Below are 24,537 nucleotides of genomic sequence, written 5' to 3' on the forward strand. Positions count from 1 at the left end.
CACGCTAGACCGGCGCCGCCTGGCTGCGTTGGCCGCCCAGCTCATGGTGCCGAGGCTGGCCGACTGGGTGGCACTGTATCCGCCCGCGGATCACTCGAACGTGTCCTCTTCATGGACGCCGGAACACATTTGGCACCGCGAAGAGCGCAGGTTGGACGCCCTGCGCTCGGCGCTGGACGGTTGGCGGCCGCCGCTGCCCGAGGAAAGTGGCAGGGCTCACATCACCGGTCCGGCGTACGGCGAGTGGCCCGTCCCGGTGGCCTCGCCCTACGGCCAGGCGCTGCCGATCCCGCTCACCGCGCGCGGCGTGTCGCTGGGCACCATGGTCCTCGGCGGCCCCGGCAAGGGCGGCTTCGCCGGCGCCACGGTGCCGCTGGCGACGGAGCTGGCGTCCCGGATCGCCGCCGCGCTGGACAACGCGCGGCAGTACGCCGAACAGGTGGAGATCGTCCGGGGCCTGCAACGCTCGCTGCTGCCGCCCTCGCTGCCGACGGTGCCGGGCCTGGACATCGGCGTGGTCTACGAGGCCGCGTCCAACAGCGACGGCGTGCACGTCGGCGGCGACTTCTACGACGTGTTCCCGATCAGCCGGAAGGTCTGGGGCTTCGCGGTCGGCGATGTCTGCGGCACCGGTCCGGAGGCCGCCGCCCTGACCGGCCTGGCCCGGCACTCGCTGCGGCTGCTGGCCCGCGAGGGGCGCTCGCCGGTCACGGTGGTCGAGCGGCTGAACCAGGCGGTGTTGGAAGAGGGCGAACTCGCCGGCGACGCCGGCCGTTTCATCACCCTGCTGTACGGCGAGGTCGAACCCCGCCCCGACGGCTCGGCGCAGCTGGTGCTGGTCTGCGCCGGCCATCCGCTGCCGCTGATCCTGCGCCAGGACGGCAGCGTCCGCGCCGCCGCGAACCCGCAGCCCCTGCTCGGCGTCCTGCCGGACCCCACGCTGTACGCCGAGGACGTGGAACTGGGCGCCGGCGAAGTGCTGCTGGTCTACACCGACGGCGCGAGCGAGCGCCGCAACGGTCGGCTGATGCTCGGCGACGAGGGCGTGGCCGCGGCCCTGTCCGGCTGTTCGGGCATGACCGCGCCGGGGGTGGTGGCGCGGGTGCGGCAGGCGGTCGTGGACTTCGGATCGTCGGGGACACGGGACGACCTGGCGCTTTTGGCGCTGCGCGCCTACAAGGGCTGAGCAGCGGCGGACACGGGTGCGGTCCCGAACCGGGGGGACCGCTCGGGACCGCTGTCGGCTTTCGCCGTACTTCTATAGACGCCTGGCGCCTGTCTTCGGGTTGTACTACGGCAAGCCCTTGACATCCGGCCCGGTCAGGGCCCGCACGAGGCTGTCGTCGGTCCACGGGACCGGGTCCAGGCTCGGACCGGCCACGAAGGCCGGGGGCATGTCCTGCTCGCCGATGACGGTGCTGGCGAGGATCTGCACCGACGAGTGGTCGGGGAACACGCGCGCCGCGACCGTCACCACGCCGGCGGGGAGGTTCAGGGAGTGGGTGACTTCGATGGAGGAGCCGTCGCTCTGGGGTGACTGTATGCAGGGCGACCACGTGGTCGGCTTCGGAACCTGGCTGCTGTTCACCACGCTGGCCAGGCCGCACGGCTTGTTCTTCACATTGACTTGTTGGCCGACGTCAGGGCCCATCGGGGTGATGGACACGTATCCGAAGGGGGTTGTCGGAACGAACGAGGTTCCCGGCTTGGGAAAGGACGAGATGTCGCCCTTCGGCGCCCAGAAGCCCCCCGCGTATATTTCGGCGTTCGTGACGCCGGGGGGTTCCGGGCCGGTGTCGAGCTTGTGCGGGCTGGTCTGCGTGCGGATGTGCCCCAAGGTCGGGTCGAGGCGTTGCAGGACGGTGTTGATCGTGGCGACGCCGACCGGGGACAGCGTGCCCTTCGTCGTCCCGTTGCCCGAGGCGGAACTCCACTCGGGACTGATCGCCAGGTATTTGGTGATGTCCACGTCGTGCCGCGTGGTCGCGCTCGTGTTGGGCGTCGTGGGTGTGGCGGGTGTCGTCGGTGGCGTGCCCGTCGTGGGCGGCGCGAGGGTGCTCCGGCCGTGGGAGGCGTTGCCGCCCAGCGTGCCGAAAGCGGTCGCGGACAGGCCCACCACCGCCAGCGCGGCCAGGGCTCCGGACGCCCGGACCCGGGTCCGGTGCCGGCCGCTCAGCCGGGCTGCCGCCTCGGCGTCGGGGTGCCATCGCGGTTCGTGCTGACCGGTCCGTACGCGGTCGAAGACGCCGCGGGCCCAGTCGTCCTCTCGGGATTCGAGTTCTGGCATGGGTTCGTCCCTAATGTGTGGTGTCAGTGTTCTCTGGCGACGGGCTCGAAGACCGTGCCGGCCAGCAGAGGGCGCAGCGCGGCAAGCCCTTTGGCGGCCTGGCTCTTGACGGTGCCCGCGGCGCACCCCAAGAGCCCTGCCGTCTCCTCTATGCTCAGGTCCTCCCAGTACCGCAGGACCAGGACCGCGCGCTGGCGGGGCGGGATCCGGCGCAGCGCCGCGACCAGGATGTCGCGGTCGTCGCTGGGTCCGGTGCCCCGCGCCTCGACGTCCGGCAGGTACTCCGCCGGGGTCTCTCGCCGCCACTTGGAACGGCGGGTGTCGATGTACACGCGGAAGAGCGTTGTGCGCAGGTAGGCGTCAAAGGAGTCCTGACGCCGGATACGCCGCCAGTGCAGATGGACCTTTACGAAGACGGCTTGGACGAGGTCCTCGGCAAGATGCCAGTCCCCGCACATCAGATAGGCGGTGCGCCGGAGTGCCGCGCCCTTGGCTGCGACGACTTCGGCGAACTCCGCCTCGTAGGACCTGTCCATCCCCCCACCTCTCCACTGTTCCTGCGCTGGCAGGAGTTATACGGAAGTGGGGGGCTCCGGGGTTGCCCGGATCAGCGCCTCGTATAAGCGAGCTGTGAGACCCCGAGGTAGCCGGAGGCGAATCCGGCCTCGCAGTAGGCCAGGTAGAACCGCCAGGTGCGGCGGAAGACCTCGTCGAAGCCGCGCGCGGCGACCTGCGGCCAGTTCTCCTCGAAGCGGTGGCGCCAGGCCCGCAGGGTGCGGGCGTAGTCCAGGCCGAAGTCGCGGCGGGCGGCCAGCCGCAGGTCGGCGGTGCCGGCGGCGTAGTCGAGCTCGTCGATCGAGGGGATCAGGCCGCCGGGGAAGATGTACTTGTGGATCCAGGAGTACGAGTCCTGGGTGGCGATCATGCGGTGGTGGGCCATGGTGATGGCCTGGATGGCGACGCGGCCGCCGCGGGTCAGGTTGCGCTCGATGGCCTGGAAGTAGTCCGGGAGGTAGCGGCGGCCGACGGCCTCGATCATCTCCACCGAGACCACGGCGTCGAACGGCTGTTCCTCGGCCACCTCGCGGTAGTCGGCCAGCCGCACCTCGACCCGGTCGGCCAGGCCGGCCGCGGCCACGCGCTTGCGGGCCAGCTCCTGCTGCTCCTCGGACAGGGTCACGGTCAGGACCGTGGCACCGCGCTCGCCGGCCGCCTTGATCGCCAGCGCGCCCCAGCCGGAGCCGATCTCCAGCAGCCGCGTGCCCTTGCGGACGCCGGCCGCGTCGAGCATCGCGTCGATCTTGCGGAGCTGCGCGGCGTGCAGGTCGCCGGGGCCGTCGGCGTCGGCGACCGGGTCGAACAGCGCCGAGGAGTAGGTCATGGAGGCGTCGAGGAACGCCTCGAACATGTCGTTGGACAGGTCGTAGTGCGCGTGCGCGTTGTGCCGCGCCCCGCGCCGGTCGCCGTCCTGCTCGCGCGGCATGTGCTGGGCCGCCAGGCTGCGCATGCGGTGCAGCGGCCGGGGGATCAGGTCCTCCAGCCGGGAGGCCAGCTCGGTGAGCAGCGCCACCAGCTCGTCGCCGGTCTCGGTGTCCCAGGCGCCGGTCTGGTAGGCCTCGCCGAAGCCGATGAGGCCGTCGGCGCCGAGCCGGTTCAGGAACTCCTGGGGCCGCCGCACCCGCAGCACGGGCCCGCCGCCGCCGGGGACGCCGGCTCCGGCCAGCGCCAGGCCGTTGGGGGCGACCACGGTCACCGGGATGTCTTTCAGCGCGTGGGTGAACAAACGTCGTGCGACGCGCGCACGGACCGGGCGGTCCGGGATGCGCGCGAGGTCCGGCCAGCGATCGGTGTCGATCAGCGGGATGGACTGGTGAGTCATCTTTCCGCTCCGAGATCGGGGTCAGTCTCTGAACGCCTTCAGTAACGTAACACGCTCTTGATCGTTAAGCGCGGACCCGCCCGGCCGGGGTCAGGACTCGTTGTAAGCCCTCGGGGGCGGCCGCGTGGAAGGCCTCGACGATCAGGTCGGCGTAGCGCGGCGGCCGGGTCGCGGGCGCCTGCGCCGAGCCGGGTTGATCGAGGAGACACGTATGGCTGAACGCCAGGACGAGTCGATTCCAATCCCGGGCCCGGGACAGAAGCGTGTGGCCGGAGCCCGGCAGCACGATCCGCGCCACGTCGTGCCCCTCGGACCGGGCGCGCGCGGCGTACTCGTAGGAGGAACGCGGCGAGGTGACGCGGTCGCGCGTCCCGTGCGCCAGCAGCAGGCGCCGCCCGGCCAGCTGCGCGGTCGGCTCGCTCTCCGGCAGCCACGGCGCGAGGCCCATGACCCCCACCACATTCGGCGCGTCGGCGGCGTTCACCACGGCCCGGCCGCCGAGCGAGTGACCGCCCAGCACGATCGGCACCTCGCCGTACCGCTCGGCCAGCAGCGCGGCGGCCCACCGCACATCCGGCACCGGCGCCCGCTCGTCCCCGTTCCACCCCTGATACCGGAAGCACATGGTGTGCACGGCCACCCCGCGCCCGGCCAGCCGCGGCGCCACCGCCCGCGCGATCATGCGCACCCGCGTCACCGCCCCGCCCCGCCGGTGCGGCGCCTGGTGCGAGCGCTCCTTGCCGCCGTGCGCGAGCAGGACGACGCCGACCACGCCGTCCCGGACCGGGCGGATCGGCGGGTCGAGGCGGGGTTCGGATTCCCTGCTCACGGGAGCGAGGGTACCGCTGGGAGGTTCGCGGTGCGAAGCATCGTCTCAAGACCTGGGCGCGTGCGGGCGTTACGTCAGCCGTCAGTGAGCAGCTGGTACACGCGCTGTTTGCTGATACCGAGGAGAGCCGCCGCGTCGACCACTTTCACGCCGGCGGCTTTGAGCCTGCGGGCGGATTCGCGGAGCTTGCGTTGTTCGGCCGCGGCGGCTTCGTCGCGGGCGGCGCGGGCCTGGACGACCTCGCTTATCGTGTCCTCCGCGTGATCCGGAAGGCGTACGTCCATCGTGACGGCGATGCGGTCCGGGGCGACATCGAGCATCGTGGCGATCGCGTCGCGCGCCATGGTCCGGGCCTGTTCGTAGGTCCGTCCTTGCGTGTACACGCCCCGCAGATCCGGGACGGTGACCACCCACCAGTCGCCGTCCAGCTCGGCGATGGCGCGGTAGGCCTCAGGGGCCGCGGGTCCGGTCACTGATTCGCCTCCTTGAGAATCTTCTTGGCCAGGAGCTCGGAGATCTCAGTGTGACGGGGGATCGTCATCTGGGTGGCCCCGACACGGTAGATGTCATGACTTCCGCCATGACGGACCAGCTCGAAGTCGACGTCTGCGGCCGCAGCGACGTCGGCGAGTGCTTTCAGCAGGTCACGCCGTTTCACACCGGGATTCTAGAAAGATTAGATCCAGCTCTTCTAGTCTAGCTAGATATCTTCACTCTCGCGAGCGAAAAGGCCGGACCCCGCCGAAGCAAAGCTCCGACGGGCTCCGGCCCGAAACCCGACCGCTCTGAGAAGTCAGACCGCCTCGACCTCAGGCAGCCTTGCGCTGGTCCCCCGCGGCCTCGGCGAACTCGTCGCGCGGGCGCTCGATGGAGCCCAGGCCGACGGCCTCGCGGCGGAAGAACAGCGCCAGCGTCCAGTCGGCGATGACGCGGATCTTGCGGTTGAAGGTGGGGACCCGGCTCATGTGGTAGGTGCGGTGCATGAACCAGGCCGGCCAGCCGCGCAGGCGGATGTTGTAGACGTCGGCGACGCCCTTGTGCAGGCCCAGGGAGGCCACCGAGCCGACGTGCTTGTGCTTGTACTCGCGGGGTTCGAAGCCGCGGACGGCCGCCACCACGTTGTCCGCCAGCTGCTTGGCCTGGCGCACCGCGTGCTGCGCCGACGGGGAGCACCACTTGCCGGGGTTGGCCAGGTCCGGGACCTGTGCGCCGTCGCCGGCGGACCAGACGTTGGCGAAGCCCTCGACGCGCAGTGTGGCGTCGGCCTTGACGTGGCCGCGCTCGCCCAGCGGGACGCCGAACTTCTGCACCACCGGGTTCGGCTTCACGCCGGCGGTCCACACGATGGTGGAGGCCACCATCTTGGTGCCGTCCGAGAGCTGCACGCGGCGGTTGACGCAGGACTCCAGGAAGGTGTTCAGCTTGACCTGGATGCCGCGCTTCTCCAGCTCGTGGACGGTGTACTCGCCCAGCGCCGGCCGCACCTCGGGCAGGATGCGCCCGGAGCCCTCGACCATCACCCAGCGCATGTCCTCCGGGCTGATGTTCGGGTAGATCTTGCACGCGTCGCGCGCCATGTCCTCCAGCTCGGCGATCGCCTCGATGCCGGCGAAGCCGCCGCCGATGAAGACGAAGGTGAGCGCGCGGCGGCGGATCTTCTCGTCCTTGGTGGTGGCCGCGATGTCCATCTGGCCCAGGACGTGGTTGCGCAGCGCTATGGCCTCTTCGATCTGCTTGAAGCCGATGCCGTTCTCGGCCAGCCCCGGGATCGGCAGGGTGCGCGCGATGGAGCCGACCGCGATGACCACCTGGTCGAACTCGATCTCGTACGGCTCGCCGGCGATCGGCTCGATCGAGGCGACCTTGCGCTCGTGGTCGATGTCGGTGACCCGCGCGGTGAGCACTTCGGCGCGCTTGAGCACCGAGCGCAGCGGCACCACGACGTGTCGCGGGGACAGGGAGCCGGCCGCCGCTTCGGGCAGGAACGGCTGGTAGGTCATGTACGAGCGCGGGTCGACGACAGTGACCAGCGCTTCGTCCTTGCCGAGCTTCTTCAGGATGCGGTGCGCCGTGTACATCCCGACGTAGCCGCCGCCAACGATCAGAATCCGAGGGATCGCCTTGCCGTTCCCGCTCGCCTTGCCCACTTGATGCTCGCCTCCGCCGCCTAGTCCAAGGCCGCCGTCTCGACGCTCGATCTTCTTACTTTTCAAGCGTAGAGAGGTTCAGGCAGTGCCCCGTGCGGTGCGAGTTAACAGCTGATGTCGGCGGGAAGATTTGGGCGCGTTTGGCATCAGATGCGCTGGTGACGCTGGTCACACTGTGAGCAACATTACAGCTATTCCGACACAGTGTCAGGTAGTGAGACACATTCGACGTCTCGTAGAAGAATAGCGCCGCCCGGCTGTCCGGCCAGACGCTGTGCGGCCTCACAAACAGACGAGCGACGCCACGGGAGAGTTCCCGGCTTCCTGGGCAGCCCGGTCAGCCTCCCGCACCGTCGTCGGTGAAGGGCCGGACGACGGCGTCCGCGTGACCGACGAAGGAGCCGGCCATCCGCAGGCCCCAGTGCGGGTCGGACACGATCTGGTAGAGCTGGTCGTCGGTCAGCGGACCGTCGCTCCACTCCACGACGTTGATCGCGGCGTGGTCGGGCCGCGTGATCGACACCATGTTGTTGCGCGTCGGAGCGCTGGTGCCGGAGGGATAACCGGTGCCGTGCTGGACCATGACCACCGAACCGTCGGAGAGCGTCGCCGCCGCGCAGTAGTCCTCCTCGAAGGCCGGCACGCACTGCGACTGCGGGCTCTTGCCGTCCAGGGCGCCGTTGCTCACCGAGGCCGAGATCTGGATCGCGCCGTGCTGCGTGGTCCAGGTCAGGGTGGCGTTCGCGTTGACGCCGCTGATCGAGCTGCCGCTGAAGCTCGATCCCGTCCCCGGCCCGAACCGTTGCAGCGCTTCGATGACGAGCTCGGCGACGGACGGCCCGTCGGCGGCCGTCGGATCGGCCGGCGACACCGGTACCGGCGGCTTCCAGGACGCCGGGATCGTGCCGATCACCGTGTTCGGCGGGCTCTGGGTGTTCGAGGGCTCGCCCAGGTACGACGGCGGCGAACCCGGGGACGAGTGCACCGACGTCGGCGAGGACGTACTCGAACTGCTCGACGTGCTCGGCGTGCTCGACGTGCTCGACGCCGGTGTCGGCGTCGGAACCGGCGCGTGCGTCGTCGTCCCCACCGCCACGCCCGGGCCCACCCCCGGCCCCTCACCGCCGGGGCCGAACCCGCCGCCCAGCGCGACCGCCCCGGCGGTGACCCCGGCCACCGCCGCCACCCCGCCGGCCACGCCGACCACCCGCTCCCGCCGCCGGATCCGGCGGCCGTGCGCCAGCGCCTCGCCGGCGATGCCGCCGATCGCCGGCGGGCGCAACCCCGCCAACTCCGATTCCAGTCGTTCCCGGAAACTGTCTTCAGACGTCATGAGGAAACTCCAATCGCGTCCGTGGGAAAGGGGCCGCCGGGTGCTCAGACCCGCAGGTCCTCGTCGAGCAGGACCCGCAGATCGGCCAGGGCGCGCAGGCTCGCGGACTTCACCGCGGACCTGCTCATCCGGAGCACGGACGCCGTCTCCTCGACACTGCGGTCCTCCCAGTACCGCAGGACGACGACGGCCCGCCGCTTCGGCGCCAGCCGCGCCAGCGCCGCCAACAGCGACAGGCGCAGCTCGGCACGTTCCTGCCCGCCGTCCAGCGCCTGCTCCGGCAGCGCGTCGGACGGCTGTTCGTGCCAAGAACGGCGGCGCTGCTGGGTCAGGAACTCGCGCACGATGATCTGCCGCACGTAGGCCTCGACGGCGCCGTCACCGTGGATCCGGTGCCAGGCCGCGTACGCCTTGGCCAGGCTGATCTGCGTGAGGTCTTGCGCGCGATGCCAGTCTCCGCACAGCAGGAACGCTGTCCGGCGGAGCTTCTCGGCGCGTGCAATCGCGAACTCCGTGAACTCCTGCTCCCTGATCGCCTGGTCCACCCCGACCCGCTTCCCTCGTGTGAAAGCCCGAAGGCCGATGTCACCGGTGATACGCGGTGACATCGGCCTCAGGGTGCACTTCGCAGGTCAGACGGCTGGGGCCTCAGGCGATGCTGGCCGCGATCCCGTCCAGGATGTCCCGCTCGCTGATCACGACCTCCGGCACCGTCAGGCTCGGCGCCACCCGCTCCATGATCGCCAGCAGGATCAGCGCCCCGGCCCCGATCACGTCGGCGCGCCCGGGGTGGATCGCCGGGACCGCCTTGCGCTCCTCCGCGGTCATCCCGAGCAGCCGGGTGGTGAGGTCGCGGATCCGGCCCAGCGAGAGGTGCGAGAGGTGGACGCGCGCGGAGTCGTACTCGTCCAGGTCCAGCGCGACCGCGCCGAGCGTGGTCACGGTGCCGGCCAGCCCGACCAGGGTGCGCGCCTCGTCCAGCGGCACGGCTTCGGCGGCGCGGTCGATCAGCTTCTCGATGTCCGCGCGAGCCGCCTTGACCTGGGCCTCGGTCGCGATCGCGGCGCCCTTGAGGTGCCGCTCGTACATCCGCACGCTGCCCATGTCGACGCTGCGCGCCGCGATCACGCCGCGCTCGCCGTCGCCGAGCACGAACTCCGTCGACCCGCCGCCGATGTCGATGACCAGGTAGGGCGCCTGGTGCCGGTCGTGCGGCAGCTCGGAGGTGGCGCCGGTGAAGGAGAACCGCGCCTCCTCGTCGCCGGTGGCCACGTACGGCTCCACGCCCAGGATGCCCTTCACGCCCTCGACGAACTCCCGCCGGTTCTCGGCGTCGCGGGTGGCGCTGGTGGCGACGAAGCGCAGCGGGATCGGCGTGCCGCCGCTGTTCCGCTCGATCAGGTCCTGGTACTCCAGGCAGGCCGCGAAGGTGCGCTCCAGCGCGGCCGGCGCCAGCCGGCCGGTGGCGTCCACGCCCTCGCCGAGCCGGACGATGCGCATCTCGCGCACCACGTCCTCGGTCTTGCCGGACTTCGGGTGAACGTCGGCGATCAGCAGCCTGATGGAGTTGGTGCCGCAGTCGATCGCGGCGACGCGCTTGGTCATGTCGTTCATGTTCCGCTATGCACCCGGTTCCATGCCCGGTGTGACACATGGCCCGGCCTTCCACCACTCCGGCAGCAGCGCCAGCGCTTCGTCGCCCAGCGGGTTCACCCCGGGGCCGGCGGCCAGCGCGTGGCCGACCAGGACGTGCAGGCACTTCACCCGGTCCGGCATGCCGCCGGCGGTCGGGAAGCCCTCCAGCACCTCGATCTCGTCACGCCGGGCGCGGTACTCCTCGTCCGCGGCGCGGTAGGCCTCGGCCAGTTCCGGATCGGTCTGCAGCCGCTCGGTCATCTCCTTCATCAGGCCGGAGGCCTCCAGGGTGCCGATGGCCGAGGCCGCCTTGGGGCAGGTCAGGTAGAACAGCGTCGGGAACGGCGTGCCGTCGGGCAGCCGCGGCGCGGTCTCCACCACGTCCGGGTTGCCGCACGGGCAGCGGTGCGCGACCCGGCGTACGCCGCGCGGCGTACGGTTCAGCTGCGCCTCGACGGCGGCCAGGTCGAGCTGGTCGACCGGGGGCGCGGTCCGGGCGTGGTCGGGGGTGGGGGCGTCGTTCGTCATGGCCCGTCCAGCCTACGTCCTGGCAGGTACTTCCAGCGGAGTATGACCGCTGTCTTCCGCAGAGGGACGCATAGATCAACTCCTGTGTGCCAGGGTCGTGAGGTCATCGCGAACAGTAAGAGACGTATACGTCGAGGGGGACGTACCGATGCTTCCTGCCCTGCGCGTGGTCGCTGTGCTCCACGCGCTTTCCTTCCTGCTGCAACCGATCCTGGCCGGCCTGTTCCTGTCCGGACAGGACACGGCCATCGACTCGCACGCCACCAACGCCGTGGTCGTCGTGACCCTGTGCCTGGTCATGACCGTCCTGGCCTTCCCGGCCTGGCGCCGGGGCCTGATCCCGCGCGCGGCGTTCACGACGGCGACCGCGCTGTTCGTCGTGGAGATCCTCCAGATGGGGGCCGGATACGGCCACGTCATGTGGATCCACATCCCGCTCGGCGTCATCATGATGGGCGGCGTCGCCCAGCTCATGCCGCTGATCATGCGGCCCTACAAGCCGGCGGTCGCGGCCGGGTCCGGTGCCGCGGTCGTGGCTTTCCCCGCCGCGGAGGCCGGCGAATGAGTGGCCTCCGTCTGTCCCGCCGAGGCGCGCTGCGGCTGTTCGGCGGCGCCGGCGCGGCCGCGGTGCTGGCGCCGACGCTCGCCGGCTGCGCCAAGCCCGGCAACGACGGCATCAACCCCGGGACCCTGACGAGCAAGGCGAAGCTGCCGCGGGCCTACACCGTGCCGCTGCCGATCCTGAAGCCGCTGGCCCCGGATTCGACCGACGCGCAGGGTGTCCACTACTCGATGACCCTGAAGCAGGCCGAGGTCGAGATCCTGCCCGGCTACCAGACGAAGATCTTCGGCTACAACGGGACGTTCCCGGGCCCGTACCTGGACGTGCACGCCGGCACGCCGATGGTCGTGCACCAGACCAACCAGCTGCCGGTGCCGATCGCCACCCACCTGCACGGCGCCCTGACCCCGCCCAGCGACGACGGATTCCCGACGGACCTGGTGTTCCCGCAGGCGCTCGCGGACATGGCGAACCCGGGTATGGCCGCCTCGATGCCGGGGATGGACGGCATGCCGTCGATGGCGGACCCGCAGGCGCACCTGACCGCGGTGCAGCGGGACTACGTCTTTCCGCTCAACCAACGCGCCGCCACGCTCTGGTACCACGACCACCGCATGGACTTCAGCGGCGTGCAGGTCTGGCGCGGCCTGTTCGGCCTCTGCGTGGTGCGTGACGCCGAGGACGACAAACTGCCGCTGCCCAAGGGCGAGCGCGAGATCCCGCTGATGATCTCCGACCGCGCCTTCGACGCCGACGGCCAGCTCATCTATCCGGAGAAGGACCCGACGCTGCTCGGCAAGCCGAGCATGGACAAGTCGATCTCCGCCGGCGCGCAGGGCGACGTGATCCTGGTGAACGGCGCGCCCTGGCCCTACCTGGAGGTCGCGGCCGTCAAGTACCGGCTGCGGATCGTCAACGCCTCCAACGCGCGCCGCTACGAGCTGAAGCTGGACGGCCCGGGCGGCGGGACGTTCATCCAGGTCGGCTCCGACGGCGGCCTGCTGGCCTCGCCGATGACGCACTCCACGCTGCACATGTCCCCCGCCGAGCGCTTCGACGTGGTCGTGGACTTCTCCAAGTACCCGGTCGGCTCGACGGTGACCTTGCAGAACTCCGCCGACAGCGGGGGTGCGGGCCAGGTGATGCAGTTCAAGGTGACGTCCCGGGCCTCCGACGACTCCTCGGTCCCGAGCACGCTGTCCGCGATCGAGAAGCTGACGGTGGACGGCGCCAAGCGGCGCCTGGTCTTCGCGCTGGACGGCAGCCAGTGGCACGTGAACGGGAAGGCCTTCGACCCGGCGCATCCGTTGCTGAAGCCCGAGTTCGGCAAGACCGAGCAGTGGGCGGTGACCTCGGTCGAGCGGCATCCGGTCCATCTGCACGGCGCGCACTTCCAGGTCACCGGCCGGGGTTCCGGCGGCCTCGGCGAGTACGACCACGGCTGGAAGGACACCGTGGAGCTGTCTCCGGGTTCTGAGATCACCTTCTCGGTGCGGTTCGACTCCTACCGGGGGCGGTACGTCGCGCACTGCCACAACCTGGAGCACGAGGACATGGGGATGATGGCCACCATCCAGGTGGTCTGATCCGCCTGCTGGTCTGCCTTCTGGCCAGCCTTCTGACCTGTCTGGATCGGGGGAGGAGCCCGGCTGCGGTGCGTGTGGTCGCCGCAGCCGGGCTCTTTTGGCGCGCAGGGGTTGATGGCGCGCTATCCGGCCAGTGCTCGTACGAGGTCCAGGGCGTACGGAAGCTGAGTCCTGGTCCCCTCTCGATCGGGGAAGTGGCCGCCGTCCGGGGTGAGGGTGACGTCGGCCCCGAAGTCGGTCGCGAAGGCCATGACGTGCTCGGGGGTCGCGGATCCGGTGACCGGGTCGTCGGCGGCGTGCAGCACTCGGCGGGCTCGGGCCGCCGCGCGGATCCCCGGCCAGTCGAAGGCCGGGCGGAAGAACGGGACGAGGTGGTCGTAGCCGACCTCCTTGGTCATCGACGCCACGAGAAGCGCTCCGCGATAGGCGCCGAGTCCGGCGGTGTCGTGCTGGTGCAGCAGACGCAGGATGCTGATGCCGCCGAGGCTGTGGCCGACCAGGACGGTGTCGGCGGGTGCCGCGTCGGTGGCCGCGAGCAGCGTCTTGTGCCAGGCGTCCGGGTCGGGGGCGCCGGGATCGGGCAGGGCCGGCACCACGACCCGGTGGCCGGCGGCGGTCAGCCGGTCGGTGAGCCAGGGATACCAGTGGTGGGCCGGGGACATGGAGTAGCCGTGGGCGATCACGATCGTGGACATGCGGACTCCTTCAATCGAAACGCGACGCAGCGTTTTGATTGAAGCTAACACGCGGGTACGCTGCCTGTCATGAGCACCGACCAGCCGGCCGGGTCTGAGGGCCCTGAGCAGCCGGTGCGGCCCGAGCCCGCCCGGCGGATCCCCAGGACCGGCGGCCGGATCCGCAGCGCCGACGCCCACGCGGCGATCCTGGCCGCGACCGCGGACCTGCTGGAAGAGCACGGATACGCGGGCCTGACCATGGAGGGCGTGGCGGCCCGGGCCGATGTCGCGAAGAGCACCATCTACCGCTGGTGGAAGTCGCGGGGCATGCTGGCCATGGAGGCCTACGCCCACATCGTCGTGGCCTGGATGCCCGAGCCGGACACCGGTTCGTTGCGCGGGGACCTCGTCGCGTTCGTCGCGGAGCTCTACCGGATCAGCCAGTACCCGCTGCGCGTCAGGACCCTGCAAGGGCTGATGGCCGAGGCCCAGCTGGACGCGACCTTCGCTCCGGTCTTCCAGGAGTGGACCGGACAACGGCGCGAGGTGCTGAAGGCGATGTTCGCGCGGGCCGTTTCGCGCGGGGAGCTGGATCCGGACGTGGCCGTCGACCACGCCGTGGACGTGATCTTCGGGGTCTTCTGGTACCGGCTGCTGGTCGGACACGCGCCGCTCGAGCCCGCCGAGGCGGCCGAGCACGTGGACGCACTCCTGCGCACGCTCGGGTTTTCCACTCGCTGAGGTCGAGAGCGTCGCGGAAGGCCTTTGCCGGACAACAGCCGGGAAGCGCAACGGCTGCCGGTGCGACCGCGACTACAGCGGCACGCGCCAGGTCACGCGGGTCCCCTGGTCGCCGTCGCCGGGCCCGGCGTGGAAGCTGCCGCCGAGCTCGCGGGCCCGGGCGGCCAGGTTCGACAGGCCCTGCCGGGCGGTGCGCGGGTTGGGGCGCCAGCGCGGCATCGGGCGGCCGCCGTCGTCGAGGACGTCGAGGGTCAGCGTGGTCGCCGGTCCCGTCTCCACCGTCACCACCACCTCGACCCGGGTCGCGCCGGCGTGTTTGGCCGCGTTGGCCAGGGTTTCGCGGACCGCGGCCACCAGGTGCGCGCCGGTGTCGCCGCCGACCAGGGAGTCCAGCGGGCCGGTGAAGCGGACCGAGGGCTCGAAGCCGAGGACGCGGGCCGCGCGGGAGGCCTCGCGCAGCACCCGGGCCCGGGTCGACGTGGCCTCCTGGTCGGCGGTGAGCTGGAGGTCAAAGATCGTCGTGCGTATCTCGGCGATCGCGGCGTCCAGTTCGTCGATGACGCCGTCCAGCCGCTCGGTGGCGGACGGCAGGTCCGGCCCGGGGGTGCTGAGGCGGCGGCTCAGGGTCTGCAGGGACAGGCCGGCGGCGAAGATCCGCTGGATGGTGAGGTCGTGCAGGTCCCGGGCGATGCGCTCGCGGTCGGCGTAGACGGCCAGCCGGTCCTCGGCGGCGCGGGCCTCGGTCAGGGCCAGCGCGAGTCCGGCCTGGTGCGCGAAGGCGGTGGCCAGGCGGGCGTCCTCGTCGTCGAAGGTGCGGCTTCCGGGTGCGTTGGCCAGGACCAGCGTGCCGATCGGCCGGTCGTCGCGTTGGGCCAGGGCGGCGTAGACGATGGCGCCGAAGGCCCGGTAGGGCGGCGCCAGTTCTTCGCGGTGCGCGTCGTCCGCCTCCATCGCGAACGCCCGGCCGGTGATCGCCACCTTCACCGACCGCCGGTACGGCTCCACGGCCGCGCCGCGTACCTTGTCGGCGGCCAGTCCGGTGGCCACGTCGATGCGCCAACTGCCGTCCTCGTGCTGGAGCAGCAGCGAGCAGTGGTCGGCGCCGGACGCCTCCCGGGCCCGCTCCGCGACCAGGGTGAGGACCTCGTGCGGGTCCTCGGCGATCAGCATCAGGGTGATGACGTCCGAGGCCGCCGAAAGCCAGGACTCGCGGCGGCGGGAGGCGGCCAGCGCGTCCTGCAGGTCGGCTATTGCGGGCGATTCACGCGATTCGGACATCGATCCGAGTCTAGGCCGAAGGCTGCGGGACGGCGCTTTGTGCGGTGGCGGCGGTGCTGGTGCCCGCCGCCTGCCGCTGTCTATAGCTGCCTGCTATTGCTTTCTGTCGCCTGCTCCCGGCTAGTCCCGGAACTCGGCCGCGACCCGCAGCAGGATGTCGTTCGCCTCGACCTCGCCGATGGTGACCCGCGCGCCCTCGCCGGCGAACGGCCGCACCACGATGCCGGAGACCTCGGCCTTCGCGGCGAACTCCATGGTGCGCTCGCCGAGCCGGAGCCAGATGAAGTTGGCCTGGCTCTCCGGCACGGTCCAGCCCTGCTCGCGCAGCGCCCCGATGACCCGCGTGCGCTCCTGGACCAGCGCCTCGCAGCGCTCCAGCAGCTGCTTCTCGGCCCGCAGCGACTCGATCGCGGCGACCTGCGCCAGGCTGTTCACGCCGAACGGCACGGCGGTCTGGCGCAGCGCGGCGGCCACCGGCTCGTGCGCGATCGCGAAGCCGACGCGCAGCCCGGCCAGGCCGTAGGCCTTGGAGAAGGTGCGCAGGACCGCGACGTTCGGGCGGTCGCGGTAGATGTCCACGCCGTCCGGGATGCTGTCGTCCCGCACGAACTCCCGGTACGCCTCGTCGATCACCACCAGGATGTCGCTCGGCACCCGGTCCAGGAACCGCACCAGGTCGTCCTCGGAGATCGCGGCGCCGGTCGGGTTGTTCGGGTTGCACACGAAGATCAGGCGCGTGCGGTCGGTCACCGCGGCGGCCATCGCGTCCAGGTCGTGGTGTTCGCCCGGGGTCAGCGGCACCCGCACCGAGGTGGCGCCGGAGATCTGGGTGATGATCGGGTACGCCTCGAAGGAGCGCCAGGCGTAGATCACCTCGTCCCCCGGACCCGAGGTGGCCTGCAGCAGCTGCTGCGCCACGCCGACCGAGCCGGTCCCGGTCGCCACGTGCTCCACCGGCACGCCGAAGCGCTCGGCGATCTCCGCGCTCAGCGCCGACACGCCCATGTCCGGGTAGCGGTTGAAGCTCTCCGCGGACTTCTGCACCGCCTCCAACACGCCCGGCAGCGGCGGGTAAGGGTTCTCATTCGAGGAAAGCTTGAAGGCGGAGGCGTCGGGGTTCTTTCCCGCCTTGTAGGTGGGGATGCCGCGCAATGCTTCACGGAGCTTCGGGGTCTGGACGTCGTCGGCCACGGCTGGAATCTCCTTCTCGGGTGTGATCTCAGATTAACCGCCCCGAGACTTTTCGCCGACCGCCCCGAGCGGGACAAATCAAGTGTGACCCTCAACGGATTTGCCTACGGAGAGTTGTCATTCGGAGCGGACGGTCAAGTGGCCGATCCCCTACAGCGAGGAGTCGCCCCGGAGGCGGCCCTCGGCGCGGACGTGACGGACCTGCTCGTGCTCTCGCACGGCTGGCTGGACGACCCGTTGCGCGCGCAGGACCTCTACACCGGCCTCACCGCGGCCATGGCGCAGGTCGGCGGGGCCCCGCCGGGACTGGCCGTGCTCGGGATCCTGTGGCCGTCCAAGCGATTCGACGCGGCGCCGGACGCCGAGGCGGCCGCGGCGGCCGTGAACGATCCGACCGGCCGGACCGCGGCGTCGTTCGTCACCCGGGTCCGGGACCGGGTGAGCGCCAGCATCGTCGGCCTGCCGGACGCGGCGGAGTACGCCAACCCCGGCGACCACCAGGCCGCGTTCTTCGGCCTGGACCCCGGGGCGCTGCTGGAGAAGTTCGGGCCGCTGGAGGACGGGATCTCCGCGGTGATGAACCTGTCGACCTACTACGAGATGAAGGCGCGGTCCGGTGCCGTCGGCAGGGGGCTGGTGCCGGTGCTGGCGGCGGTGCGCGCGGCGCGGCCGCAGGTGCGGCTGCACCTGGCGGGGCACAGCTTCGGGGCGCGGGTGATGGCCTCGGCGCTGGCGAACTGCGAGCCGTTCCCGGTGTCGTCGGCGATGCTGATCCAGGGGGCGTTCTCGCAGTTCGGGTTCGCCAAGCAGTGGGACGGCGTGCACGACGGGTTGTTCCGGCCGGGGTTGTTCGGCGGGCGGCTGCAGGGGCCGGTGGTCGTGACGTACTCGCACCACGACAACATGGTCGGGATCGCATACGAGCTGGCTTCGCGGATGGCCGGGGACGAGCCGGACACCACCGGGATGGTGCGCGACAGCGACGTGCGGGACGAGTTCGGGGCGATCGGGCGGCATGGGGCGCTGTCGACGCCGGAGTCGTGTTGGAGCGCGATGCTGCCGGCGGACGGGCCGGGGTACGCGTTTCCGGCGGGGGCGATCAGCAACTTGGATTCGAGTGCGTATGTCTCGAGCCATTACCGGGTGCTGGGGCCCGAGGTCGGGAAGGCGATGGTCGCGGCGATCACCGCAGGTGAGGCGGGTTGATTTAGGGCCGCGTGACGGATCCGGCCGGCCCTCATGGCCGGATTCGTCACTCACGTGTCATTGCGGACTTCGCCTGCGGCGGCGACGCTCTCACTGTGTTGGACAGAAAAGCTGTGAGCCGCCGCGTGGTGTTCCTGGTCTTTCCGCGGTTCCAGCTGCTTGATCTCAGCGGGCCGCTGGAGGTCTTCTCGCAGGCTGATCGGTTGTTTCCGTTGGACGGCGACCATCGGTACCGGTACCGGACCGAGGTCGTGGCCGCGTCGGCTGAGCCCGTGGTCGCGTCCGACGGCTTGGCTGTTGTGCCGCATGGCACCTTGGCCTCGGCCACCTCGTCGCCGATCGACACGCTGGTGGTCGTCGGCGGGATGGGGGTCCGCGATGCTTGCGATTCTCCGGAGTACGTCGAGTGGGTTCGGGCTGCGGCCGGTCGGGCCCGGCGGGTGACGTCGGTGTGTTCCGGGGCTTTTCTGCTGGCCGCGGCGGGGCTGTTGGACGGCCGGCGTGCCGTGACGCACTGGCAGTCGTGCGACGATCTGGCCGCTCGGTTCCCGCAGGTTCGGGTCGAGGCGGACCCGATTTTCGTGCGCGACGACCCGATCTGGACGTCGGCCGGGGTCACGGCCGGTGTGGACCTCGCACTGGCACTCGTCGAGGACGACCACGGTGCGGAGATGGCGCGGGCCATCGCCAAGCAGCTGGTGGTGTTCGTGCAGCGGCCCGGCGGGCAGGCGCAGTTCAGCACGCAGCTGGCGGCGCAGCGTCCGGGGCGTGACGCGCTGCGCGAGGCGCAGACGTGGATCGCGGACCACCTCGACGCGGACCTGAGCCTGCCGGCACTGGCGCGGCGTGCGGCCTTGAGCGAGCGGCACTTCTCGCGGGTGTTCCGGGCCGAGACCGGGATGACGGTCGCGGCGTACGTCGAGGCCGCGCGGATCGAGGCGGCGCGCCGGCTGCTGGAGAGCACGCACGACGGGCTCGACCGCATCGCGCGCACCTGCGGCTTCGGCACGGTCGAGACCATGCACCGCACCTTCAACCGCACGATCCGGGTGACGCCCGGCGAATACCGGCGGCATTTCAGCTCCCGCACGTAGACCAAGTAGTCATCGGCAAGAACCACCAAGGAGTCGACCATGGCCCGTCTCGCCATCCCCCTGTTCCCCGGCTTCATGCCCCTGGACCTCGTCGGCCCGTACGACGTCCTCCGCTTCCTGCCGGACACCGAGGTCGTGTTCGTGGCGACCGAACCGGGCCCGGTCCGCGGCGCCGACGGCGGCTTCGCCCTCGAAGCCCAAGCCACCCCCGAAGACATCACCTCCTGCGACATCCTCCTGGTCCCCGGCGGCCGCGGCACCCGCGACCACGAAGCCCGCAAGCCCCTGACCGACTGGATCGCCCGCATGCACGAAACCACCACCTGGACCACCTCGGTCTGCACCGGCAGCCTCCTCCTCGGCGCGGCAGGCATCCTCACCGACCTCGACGCCACCACACACTGGAACGCCATCCCCGAGCTAGAGGCCTTCGGCGCCCACTACACACCCGACCGCGTGGTCCGCCGCGGCAAAGTGGTCACAGCAGCAGGAGTCTCCTCCGGCATCGACATGGCCCTCACCCTCGCCGGCCTGATCGAAGGCGACGAATTCGCCCAGGCGATCCAACTGTGGATCGAGTACGACCCCCAGCCCCCGCACGACACAGGCTCAGTCGCAAAGGCCGGCGCGGAGCTGGTGGCGCGGGCGCCGGGCCTGATCGCGGGCGCTCGGCGGGGGTAAGCGGCACGCGCCGCGGGATTGCCCTGGGCTTGGGGCTGCACTGAGTTCGGGCGCGCGCCGGCGAGGGCGAGATCGGCTGAGTCGCCGAGCGAGCTGGATAGGCGCTGGCTGGTCGGTCGGTGGCTGGCAGATTTCGAGGCGCGCGCTGCTTGTTCGGCCGCGCGGGTCGGGCGGCGGCAGAATCCGAGGCGCGCTGCTCCTCTGGCCCGGTGCGCATGCTGCCGAGATGACCGGTCCGAAGCCCGCCAGCGCCGCCACCGCGCGCGGCGCAAGATCGAGGAGTGGTTGCGATTTCAACCACTTCATCGATCTCAAGGAGTCCGTATGGACCTCGCGTTGCGTGGCCGCGTCGCTGTCGTCACCGGTGGCAGCAAGGGTATCGGCCTTGCCGTTGTTCGAACTCTGCTGGAGGAGGGCGCTTTCGTCGTTGCCGCCTCTCGCTCGGGCTCGGCGGGGCTTGCGGAGCTTGCCGGGCCGAATCTGCTGCATGTCGCCGGTGACCTGATGGATACGGCCTTTGCGGCGGAGCTTGTGGAGCGCGCTGTTGGGGCCTTCGGTGGGCTCGACATCCTCGTCAACAATGCCGGTGGGCCGCCGCCTGGTGTCGTGTTGCCGCGTGGGCCGTTCCTGGGTGGGAGCGACACTGATTGGCAGGCCGTCTTCGAGTTCAACCTGTTCGCGGTCATGCGGTTGACGCGGGTGGCGCTGCCGCATCTGGTCGGGCGCGGGGGCACGGTCGTCAATGTCTCGTCGAGTCTGGCGCGGCAGCCGGGGACCAACAACTACGAGTACGCCGCCGCCAAGGCCGCGCTCAGTCATGTCTCCAAGGGCCTGTCTGAGGAGTTCGGGCCGCGGGGGGTGCGGGTCAACACCGTGTCGCCGGGGGTCACGCGGACCAACTGGTGGACCGACGAGGGCGGGGTCGCGGACATGTTCGCCGGGGCGATGGGTGTCGATCGGGACACGCTGCTCGACAAGACGTTGCCGGAGATGCTGCGGCTCAGTACCGGGCGGTTCGTGGAGCCGCAGGAGGTGGCCGATGCGATCGTGCTGTTGGCCTCGCCGCGGTCGGGGAGTACCAACGGCTCGGAGTTCGTCGTCGACGGGGGGATGCTCAAAGAGATCTGATCGATTGCGTGCCTGGCCGGGCCGGTTTAGGTTACCGACGAGTAGTGCCCGCACCCCGCACCGCACCGCACCACAACCCGGAGGCCGCCATGCCAGTGCTCCGCTCCCAGCTGGACCTCGCCTCGGAGACGGCGCTGGCCGACCGCGAAGCGGTGCTGGCCGCACTGGCGCGCATCAGGGAGCTGCAGCACAAAGTCCTCGCCGGCGGCGGGGAGAAGTACGCCGAGCGCCACCGCTCGCGCGGCAAGCTGCTCGTGCGCGAGCGCCTGGACCTCCTCCTCGACGAGGACGCGCCGTTCCTCGAACTGGCCGCGCTCGCCGGGACGCACGATCCGGCCGAGACCGTCGGCGGGGTCTCCGGCATCGGCACCGTGGCCGGGGTCGAGTGCATGATCGGCGCCAACGATCCGACCGTGAAGGGCGGCGCGGTCGGGCCGTCGGGTGTCGCCAAGCAGCTGCGGATGCTGGAGATCGCCGAGCGGAACCGGCTCCCGCTGATCTCGCTGACCGAGTCCGCGGGCGCCGATCTGCCGCGGCAGGCGGACATCTTCGTGCCGGGCGGTGCCTCGTTCAAGGGCATCTCGCGGCTGTCGGCCGCCGGGATCCCGACGCTGTCCATCGTGTTCGGGTCCTCGACGGCCGGCGGCGCGTACGTGCCCGGCATGAGCGAGTTCACGGTCATGGTGAAGAACCAGGCCGCCGTCTACCTCGGCGGGCCGCCGCTGGTGAAGATGGCGATCAACGAGGACACCGACGACGAGACGCTCGGCGGTGCCGACATGCACGCCCGCGTCTCCGGCCTCGCCGACTACCTCGCCCGCGACGAGCGCGACGCCATCCGCATCGGCCGCCAGATCGTCGCCGATCTCCGGTGGCGCAAGGCTGGCCCGGGCCCCACCGAGCGCCCCGACGAGCCCCTCTACGCCGCCGAGGACCTGTTGGCGCTCGCCCCGATGGACCTGCGCCGCCCCGTGGAGGTGCGGGAGATCCTGGCCCGGGTGCTCGACGGCTCGCGCTTCTCCGAGTTCAAGCCGCTCTACGGCACCACGCTCGTCTGCGGCTGGGGCTCGATCCACGGCTATCCCGTCGGCATCCTCGCCAACAACGGCATCCTGTTCTCCGAGGAGGCCAACAAGGGCGCGCACTTCATCCAGCTCGCCAACGCCCGCGAGGTCCCGCTGCTGTTCGTGCAGAACATCACCGGCTTCATGGTCGGCTCGCGCTACGAGCGCGGCGGCATCATCAAGGACGGCAGCAAGCTGATCAACGCCGTCTCCAACTCCGCCGTCCCGCACGTGACCCTGATGGTCGGCGCCTCCTACGGCGCCGGCAATTACGGCATGTCCGGCCGCGCCTACGACCCGCGCTTCGTCTTCACCTGGCCGAACCACCGCATCGCCGTGATGGGCGGCCGGGAGCTGGCCGGGGTGATGTCGATCGTGCAGCGCCAGAAGGCCGAGAAGGCCGGGCAGCCGTACGACGAGGCCGCCGACGCGCAGACCCGCGAGTTCGTCGAGGCCATGGTCGACGGCCAGTCCGACGCCGTCTACGCCAGCGGCCGGCTCTGGGACGACGGCGTCATCGACCCGCGCCAGAGCCGGACCGTGCTGGGGCTCGCGCTGTCCGCGATCGACTCCGGACCGGTGGTCGGGACCCGCCAGTTCGCACCCTTCCGGATGTAGGGTGACGCGGCTCACAGCTCCATGAACGGCTGTCCGACCTGTGAGACAGTGACGCCATGCCGACGTATCCGACGTTCTCGACAGTGCTGGTGGCCAACCGTGGCGAGATCGCCCGGCGGGTCTTCCGCACCGCCAAGGCGATGGGCCTGCGCACCGTCGCCGTGTACTCCGACCCGGACGCCGACGCGCCGCACGTGCGCGAAGCCGACGTCGCGGTGGCCCTCGGCGGCAGCACCAGCGCCGAGTCCTACCTGGACGTCGCCAAGATCCTGGACGCCGCCCGCAAAACCGGCGCGGACGCCGTCCACCCCGGCTACGGCTTCCTGTCGGAGAACGCCGCCTTCGCCGAGGCCTGCGCCGAGGCCGGGATCGTGTTCGTCGGCCCCTCGCCCGACTCGATCAGGAAGATGGGCATCAAGCACGAGGCGAAGGCCATCGCCAAGGCCGCCGGCGTGCCGGTGCTGCCGGACGCGCTGCTGACCACCGACGAGCCGGATGACTGGCGCAAGGCCGGCGAAGGCGTCGGATTCCCGTTGCTGGTCAAGGCTTCCGCGGGCGGCGGCGGCAAGGGCATGCGCCTGGTCTCCGGCGTGGACGAGCTGGAGAACGCGGTCTCCGGGGCCCGGCGCGAGGCGGCCGCGGCGTTCGGAGACGGCACCGTCTTCCTGGAGCGCTACCTGACCGCTTCCCGGCACATCGAGATCCAGGTCTTCGGAGACAGCCACGGCAACGCCGTGTTCTATGGCGAGCGCGAGTGCTCCGTGCAGCGGCGCCACCAGAAGGTCGTCGAGGAGGCGCCGTCCCCGGTGGTCGGCGCGGCGGTCCGGACCCGGATGGGCGAGGTCGCGTGCGCGCTGGTGCGCGAGCTCGGCTACGTCGGCGCCGGAACCGTGGAGTTCCTCTTCGACGACACCGACGACTCCTACTACTTCCTGGAGATGAACACCCGGCTCCAGGTCGAGCACCCGGTCACCGAAGAGGTCTGGGGCCAGGACCTGGTCCGCAAGCAGTTCGAGGTGGCCTCCGGCGCGCAGCTCACCGCGCCTGACCCCGAAGGCCTGCACGGCCACGCGATCGAGGTCCGCCTTTACGCCGAGGACCCGGCGCGCAAGTACATCCCCTCGCCCGGGACCCTGGCTCTGTATGAGCACGCTGACGTACCCGGGATCCGTTACGAGGACGGCGTTCGCAGCGGCAGCGTCGTCTCCCACTACTACGACCCGATGCTGGCGAAGGTGGTCGCCACCGGCGCCACTCGCGGCGAGGCGGCGCTGAAGCTGGCGTCGGCGCTGGCCGGCATGCGGATCCAGGGCCTGAAGACCAACCGCGACCAGCTGGTCGCGATCCTGCGCGACCCCGACTTCCTGGCCGGGACCACGCGGACCGACTTCCTGGACCTGCACCCGGCCCTGGCCGCGCCCGAGGACCGGACCGACGTCACCGCGCACCTCGCGGCGGCCATCGCGGTGTCCGTCCACCGCCGCCGTACCGCCGGCGGCGCGACCGCCTTCGCCCCGGCCGGCTGGCGGCTGCTCCCCTACGACGGCGCCAACGCGGCGTGGACCCGGCAGGACGTCCGCCGGGCGCCGGAGACGCCGGTGACCTACCGGCTCGACGGCTCGACGCTGTACGTGATCCACGGCGGAGCCGAGTACGAGGTATCACTTAGGGATCTGGGTCCTGAGTCGGTCCGGGTCGCGGTGGACGGCGTCGACCGGCTGTGCCGGGTGCGGGTCGCGGACGACACCGTCGTCTGGATCGACGACAGCGACGGCGGACACTCGGCCTGGAAGCCGACGCCGCGCTTCCCGGAGGACGCTGACGCCTTCGCCGCAGATGACGGCGCCGCCGAGGTGCCCGGGACGGTGGTCGCGATCGCCGTGGCGGCCGGCGATCCGGTGAAGGCCGGGCAGGTCCTGGTGACCATGGAGGCCATGAAGATGGAACATCACGTGAAGGCTGGGCGTGACGGCGTGGTCGCCTCGGTCGACTGCGGGGTCGGGCAGTTCGTGGACGCGCACCAGATTTTGGTGACTTTGGCCTGATAGGGCGTGCGGAGAATGTAAGTCCTGC

24 protein-coding genes are annotated in these 24,537 nt (G+C 70.9%); 10 read left to right on the forward strand and 14 right to left on the reverse strand.

Annotated features, from left to right (window positions below; translation table 11 throughout):
• Window positions 1-151: 151 nt before the first annotated feature.
• The gene (locus ABH920_RS02145; RefSeq protein ID WP_370346136.1) at window positions 152-1,186 is read left to right on the forward strand and encodes a PP2C family protein-serine/threonine phosphatase; all 1,035 of its coding nucleotides are present in this window, start codon (window positions 152-154) and stop codon (window positions 1,184-1,186) included.
• Between the two features lie 105 nt (window positions 1,187-1,291).
• Here the strand turns inward: ABH920_RS02145 and ABH920_RS02150 are convergent, their stop codons facing one another.
• From ABH920_RS02150 to ABH920_RS02200, 11 genes are all read right to left on the reverse strand, one after another.
• Entirely contained in the window at window positions 1,292-2,287 is a 996-nt protein-coding gene (locus ABH920_RS02150) for a hypothetical protein (protein WP_370346138.1), read from the reverse strand.
• A gap of 23 nt (window positions 2,288-2,310) precedes the next feature.
• The gene (locus ABH920_RS02155) at window positions 2,311-2,823 is read right to left on the reverse strand and encodes a SigE family RNA polymerase sigma factor (protein ID WP_370346140.1); all 513 of its coding nucleotides are present in this window, start codon (window positions 2,821-2,823) and stop codon (window positions 2,311-2,313) included.
• A gap of 71 nt (window positions 2,824-2,894) precedes the next feature.
• The gene (locus ABH920_RS02160; protein ID WP_370346142.1) at window positions 2,895-4,166 is read right to left on the reverse strand and encodes a class I SAM-dependent methyltransferase; all 1,272 of its coding nucleotides are present in this window, start codon (window positions 4,164-4,166) and stop codon (window positions 2,895-2,897) included.
• Window positions 4,167-4,230: 64 nt separating this feature from the next.
• Entirely contained in the window at window positions 4,231-4,995 is a 765-nt protein-coding gene (locus tag ABH920_RS02165; protein ID WP_370346143.1) for an alpha/beta hydrolase family protein, read from the reverse strand.
• A gap of 74 nt (window positions 4,996-5,069) precedes the next feature.
• Window positions 5,070-5,468 carry a type II toxin-antitoxin system HicB family antitoxin gene (locus ABH920_RS02170; RefSeq protein WP_370346145.1) on the reverse strand — a complete coding sequence of 133 codons (399 nt, stop codon included), beginning with the start codon at window positions 5,466-5,468 and terminating at the stop codon, window positions 5,070-5,072.
• Window positions 5,465-5,653, reverse strand: coding sequence for a type II toxin-antitoxin system HicA family toxin (locus ABH920_RS02175; RefSeq protein WP_370346147.1), 189 nt, complete (start codon window positions 5,651-5,653; stop codon window positions 5,465-5,467). Before ABH920_RS02175 ends, ABH920_RS02170 begins: the two co-directional genes overlap by 4 nt.
• 151 nt (window positions 5,654-5,804) lie before the next feature.
• The gene (locus ABH920_RS02180; protein ID WP_370346149.1) at window positions 5,805-7,142 is read right to left on the reverse strand and encodes an NAD(P)/FAD-dependent oxidoreductase; all 1,338 of its coding nucleotides are present in this window, start codon (window positions 7,140-7,142) and stop codon (window positions 5,805-5,807) included.
• A gap of 337 nt (window positions 7,143-7,479) precedes the next feature.
• On the reverse strand, window positions 7,480-8,475 hold the full coding sequence (locus ABH920_RS02185; protein WP_370346151.1) for a hypothetical protein: 996 nt from the start codon (window positions 8,473-8,475) through the stop codon (window positions 7,480-7,482).
• A gap of 44 nt (window positions 8,476-8,519) precedes the next feature.
• Complete coding sequence (locus ABH920_RS02190; protein WP_370346153.1) at window positions 8,520-9,083, reverse strand: SigE family RNA polymerase sigma factor; 564 nt, start codon at window positions 9,081-9,083, stop codon at window positions 8,520-8,522.
• A 40-nt stretch (window positions 9,084-9,123) separates the two neighbouring features.
• Window positions 9,124-10,080: an exopolyphosphatase gene (locus tag ABH920_RS02195; RefSeq protein ID WP_370346155.1), complete on the reverse strand. Its 957-nt coding sequence runs from the start codon at window positions 10,078-10,080 to the stop codon at window positions 9,124-9,126.
• A gap of 15 nt (window positions 10,081-10,095) precedes the next feature.
• Window positions 10,096-10,638: a DUF501 domain-containing protein gene (locus tag ABH920_RS02200; protein ID WP_370346158.1), complete on the reverse strand. Its 543-nt coding sequence runs from the start codon at window positions 10,636-10,638 to the stop codon at window positions 10,096-10,098.
• A gap of 148 nt (window positions 10,639-10,786) precedes the next feature.
• On the opposite strand from ABH920_RS02200, the gene ABH920_RS02205 reads away from it, so the two are divergent.
• Entirely contained in the window at window positions 10,787-11,203 is a 417-nt protein-coding gene (locus ABH920_RS02205) for a hypothetical protein (RefSeq protein ID WP_370346160.1), read from the forward strand.
• A complete protein-coding gene (locus tag ABH920_RS02210) occupies window positions 11,200-12,786 on the forward strand; it encodes a multicopper oxidase family protein (protein WP_370346162.1) in 1,587 nt (528 codons plus the stop codon). The genes ABH920_RS02205 and ABH920_RS02210 overlap by 4 nt, the downstream gene beginning before the upstream one ends.
• 122 nt (window positions 12,787-12,908) lie before the next feature.
• Here the strand turns inward: ABH920_RS02210 and ABH920_RS02215 are convergent, their stop codons facing one another.
• Entirely contained in the window at window positions 12,909-13,481 is a 573-nt protein-coding gene (locus ABH920_RS02215) for an RBBP9/YdeN family alpha/beta hydrolase (RefSeq protein ID WP_370346163.1), read from the reverse strand.
• Between the two features lie 69 nt (window positions 13,482-13,550).
• Here ABH920_RS02215 and ABH920_RS02220 point away from each other — a divergent pair, with 69 nt between their 5' ends.
• On the forward strand, window positions 13,551-14,204 hold the full coding sequence (locus tag ABH920_RS02220; RefSeq protein ID WP_370346165.1) for a TetR/AcrR family transcriptional regulator: 654 nt from the start codon (window positions 13,551-13,553) through the stop codon (window positions 14,202-14,204).
• Between the two features lie 72 nt (window positions 14,205-14,276).
• Here ABH920_RS02220 and ABH920_RS02225 read toward each other — a convergent pair whose 3' ends face one another.
• Window positions 14,277-15,482: a GAF domain-containing sensor histidine kinase gene (locus tag ABH920_RS02225; protein ID WP_370346168.1), complete on the reverse strand. Its 1,206-nt coding sequence runs from the start codon at window positions 15,480-15,482 to the stop codon at window positions 14,277-14,279.
• 120 nt (window positions 15,483-15,602) lie between these two features.
• Complete coding sequence (gene hisC / locus ABH920_RS02230; RefSeq protein ID WP_370346170.1) at window positions 15,603-16,673, reverse strand: histidinol-phosphate transaminase; 1,071 nt, start codon at window positions 16,671-16,673, stop codon at window positions 15,603-15,605.
• Between the two features lie 138 nt (window positions 16,674-16,811).
• Between hisC and ABH920_RS02235 the strand changes: the two genes are divergently transcribed.
• The 6 genes from ABH920_RS02235 (at window position 16,812) to ABH920_RS02260 (ending at window position 24,509) form a co-directional block, all read left to right on the forward strand.
• Entirely contained in the window at window positions 16,812-17,879 is a 1,068-nt protein-coding gene (locus tag ABH920_RS02235; RefSeq protein WP_370346172.1) for a hypothetical protein, read from the forward strand.
• A gap of 113 nt (window positions 17,880-17,992) precedes the next feature.
• Window positions 17,993-18,973 (forward strand): GlxA family transcriptional regulator, encoded by a 981-nt coding sequence (locus tag ABH920_RS02240; protein WP_370346174.1) that lies wholly within the window; start codon window positions 17,993-17,995, stop codon window positions 18,971-18,973.
• A gap of 39 nt (window positions 18,974-19,012) precedes the next feature.
• Entirely contained in the window at window positions 19,013-19,654 is a 642-nt protein-coding gene (locus ABH920_RS02245) for a DJ-1/PfpI family protein (protein ID WP_370346176.1), read from the forward strand.
• A 324-nt stretch (window positions 19,655-19,978) separates the two neighbouring features.
• Window positions 19,979-20,782 (forward strand): SDR family NAD(P)-dependent oxidoreductase, encoded by an 804-nt coding sequence (locus tag ABH920_RS02250; protein WP_370346178.1) that lies wholly within the window; start codon window positions 19,979-19,981, stop codon window positions 20,780-20,782.
• 89 nt (window positions 20,783-20,871) lie between these two features.
• Window positions 20,872-22,464: an acyl-CoA carboxylase subunit beta gene (locus ABH920_RS02255; protein WP_370346180.1), complete on the forward strand. Its 1,593-nt coding sequence runs from the start codon at window positions 20,872-20,874 to the stop codon at window positions 22,462-22,464.
• A gap of 56 nt (window positions 22,465-22,520) precedes the next feature.
• Window positions 22,521-24,509, forward strand: a complete 1,989-nt coding sequence (locus ABH920_RS02260) for a biotin carboxylase N-terminal domain-containing protein (RefSeq protein ID WP_370346182.1) — start codon at window positions 22,521-22,523, stop codon at window positions 24,507-24,509.
• The last annotated feature ends 28 nt before the right edge of the window (window positions 24,510-24,537 follow it).

It is taken from the genome of Catenulispora sp. EB89, from assembly GCF_041261445.1.
Lineage (GTDB): Bacteria > Actinomycetota > Actinomycetes > Streptomycetales > Catenulisporaceae > Catenulispora.